3 protein-coding genes are annotated in these 3023 nt (G+C 52.6%); 2 read left to right on the top strand and 1 reads right to left on the bottom strand.

The genetic code is table 11. The features are described 5' to 3' along the window. Positions 1 to 583 precede the first annotated feature (583 nt). Both QVO97_RS04610 and QVO97_RS04605 read left to right on the top strand, forming a co-directional pair. Positions 584 to 811, top strand: coding sequence for a hypothetical protein (locus QVO97_RS04610; RefSeq protein ID WP_288188937.1), 228 nt, complete (start codon positions 584 to 586; stop codon positions 809 to 811). 189 nt (positions 812 to 1000) lie between these two features. Next, entirely contained in the window at positions 1001 to 2392 is a 1392-nt protein-coding gene (locus tag QVO97_RS04605) for an RsmF rRNA methyltransferase first C-terminal domain-containing protein (protein ID WP_022359213.1), read from the top strand. On the opposite strand, the gene QVO97_RS04600 is transcribed toward QVO97_RS04605, so the two are convergent. After that, on the bottom strand, positions 2389 to 3023 hold a 635-nt coding region (locus QVO97_RS04600), incomplete at its 5' end, for an RluA family pseudouridine synthase (RefSeq protein ID WP_288188936.1). The two genes, QVO97_RS04605 and QVO97_RS04600, sit on opposite strands and share 4 nt — an antisense overlap.

Genomic DNA, 3023 nt, shown 5'->3' with positions numbered 1-3023 from the left:
TGTGGTAAATGGAGAAGGTTCCAGCGAGTACAAGATTGTGTACTAAGGTGGGCGTTCGGTGAAGTTTCCGGCTCTGTATGTCGGGAAGTTTACATACCATATCTGCTTAAAATGAGGGAGCAGGTATAAAAATCTAAGAATGGTAAAAAGCCAGTTTTTATATCTTTGGTGTATTAAGAGAGATATAGAACTGGCTTTTTTGTTGATAAGGAGATGTTTTAAAAACGCTTTGCAAGAATTACAACAGGGAATGCGGATGATTCGATGCCAGGCGTAGTGAAGGGAAAAACAGCCAGAACAGTGCGCCAGCGGTTAAGGTCAGGCAAATTTCCATGGCACTGTTGATGATTCCCGATAAAATCCAGCTGTCCAGACAGAAAACACAAGAAATCCAGAGAAGCAGGAGGCAGAGGCGCCCACGGGCAGCAGGAGAATCCAAAGAGTGAGTCAATTTGCTGAAAAAGGCAGTATTGGAGGGTGTTTGGGAATAACGGGCAGGAGCTGGGGACGAAAGATAGAGCTGCAAGCTTAAATAAAACAGATTATAAAGAAATAACAGTGCAGCCGCCAGCGCCAGAAGCGTGTGAAGGATAGCACAGACTGGGAGGTGCTTCGGGGTATAGGGCAGCAGGGCAGCGGCAGTGAGGAGAAGCAGGCAGCATTTTGCCTGGCGGGGGCGGTACAGGGAGAGTTGGGAGTAGAAAAAGCCGCCGCAGAGCAGGCACCAGAGAAAAAATTCCCCGCGTCGGTGCAGTGCGATGCTGATATTGGAAAAATTGGAAGAAAACAGATTGCATCCGCGTGTGAGTGAGAAACTAAAAAATGGGAGGAGAACGAACGTAAATATCCATCGAATCATGAGGATAGTGTGGGAAAATGGGGCGGAAAAGATACTGGAAAGAAGAGGCAGAAATAGTTGACGGAATTGCTGTTTATGTAATAGTATTATTATTTAGGAAAGATGAAGTATATGTTTGATTAAGAAGGATAATACAAAACCATGATAAATTTACCAGCAGCATTTACTGAACGAATGAAACAGATGCTCGGCAGGGAGTACGATGCGTTTATCGCCAGTTACGACAAGGAGCGCTCACAGGGACTGCGCGTGAACGGACTGAAAACGGATCCGGCGGAATTTGCTAAGACGGCTCCATTTTCTCTGAATCCGGTTGCGTGGGCGGCGGAGGGATTCGCTTATGGGGCGGAGGAGCGTCCGGGGCGTCATCCGTACCACGATGCGGGCGTTTACTATATTCAGGAGCCGAGCGCGATGATTGCGGCTTCGCTTTTAAACCCGCAACCGGGGGAAATGATTCTGGATCTCTGTGCGGCACCGGGCGGAAAATCGACGCAGGCGGCGGCGAGACTGGGCGGAGAAGGACTTCTGGTGAGCAATGAGATCCATCCGGCGCGTGCAAAGATTCTCTCGCAGAATATCGAGCGCATGGGAATCCGGAATGCGGTTGTGACAAATGAAGATTCAGGGCGGCTGACGAAGTATTTTCCGGCATTTTTTGATGGGATCATCGTGGATGCACCGTGTTCCGGCGAGGGAATGTTCCGCAAGGATGAGACGGCGGTCACGGAATGGAGCCCGGAGAATGTGCGTCGCTGTGCTGGGCGGCAGCAGGAGATTCTTGAAAATGCGGCGATGATGCTGAAACCGGGCGGACGGCTGGTGTACTCCACTTGTACGTTTGCGCCGGAGGAGGACGAGCAGGCGATCGGACGTTTCTTAGAGGCACATCCAGAGTTTGCGCTAGAGGAAACGCCGGACTATCCGGGACTTTCGCACGGCGTTCCAGCCTGGGGGGCGGGCGTGACGGATGGAATCGAGAAAACGGTCCGTATCTGGCCGCACCGGACCGAGGGAGAAGGCCATTATGCGGCACTTCTTCGAAAAACGGGCGAGCCGGAGAGCGTGAAGCGTAAATATCCGGCTTCGATGAAGGACAAGAAGCTTCTGGCAGTCTATGAGGATTTCTGCAAAGAGATATTTATTGAGCCGAAGAAATGGACAGCGGACAGTACGATGACGATGTTTGGCGACCAGCTTTATCGGACGCCGGAGAATATGGTCGATTTTAAGGGGCTGCGGGTGCTTCGCCCGGGGCTTCAGATGGGAGAATTTAAGAAAAACCGTTTTGAGCCGTCCCACGCGCTGGCACTTGCCCTGCATCCATCGGAGGTAAAACAGAACGTGAACCTGTCTGCCGACGCGCCGGAGACGGCGGCATACCTGCGCGGCGAGACGATCCAGCTTTCTGAGGAAGACGCCGGAAAAGGCTGGTGCCTTGTGAGTGTGGACGGGTATTCGCTCGGATGGGGCAAGAAGAGCGGCGGGACGCTGAAAAACCATTATCCGAAGGGACTGCGGAAGCAGTATTAATAGAAGAAGGAAAAATCCTCCGGCATCGGAGCCGTAAACTCCATTGCTTCCCCAGTGATCGGATGCCGGAATGCCACCGTATAGGAGTGAAGCGCCTGCCGTCCGATGAAGCGGTAATCCGGGTTGTATAGAAAATCCCCTAAAAGCGGGTGCCCGATGGCTTTCATGTGGACCCGGATCTGGTGGGTGCGCCCCGTTTCCAGGCGAAGCCGGACGAGGGAGCAGCCGAGATCGTCCCGGTAATCGAGACACCGGTAATGGGTGACGGCGTGTTCCCCATGATCCATATCGATGCAGCGTTCGATGGTGGAACCATCTTTTCGGGCGATTGGCAGATCGATGGTGCCGGATTCTTCTGGTTTACCGGCAACAATCGCGAGATATTCGCGGCGTATCTCTTTTTTTGCAGTCATGGCGGAGAGAAATGCGCCGCTTATTTTATGTTTGGCGATCAGCAGAAGACCGGTGGTGTCGCGGTCTAAGCGGTTCACGGCACGGAACACGAAATGTTCGCCGCGCGAGGCAAACCGGTACGCGAGGGCGTTTGCCAGCGTATTTTCATGGTGTCCCTGGGACGGGTGGACAGGCATTCCGGTGGCTTTGTTGAGTATTATGAGATCTTCGTCTTCAT

The sequence above is a fragment of the Clostridium sp. CAG:43 genome (genome assembly GCF_000434655.1).
Lineage (GTDB): Bacteria > Bacillota > Clostridia > Lachnospirales > Lachnospiraceae > Otoolea > Otoolea fessa.
This window is presented reverse-complemented; position numbering and strand designations above follow the sequence as displayed.

Bases quoted from the DNA above. Each gene is read 5' to 3' on its own strand.
- QVO97_RS04605 (WP_022359213.1), top strand. From the start codon at position 1,001: ATGATAAATTTACCAGCAGCATTTACTGAACGAATGAAACAGATGCTC.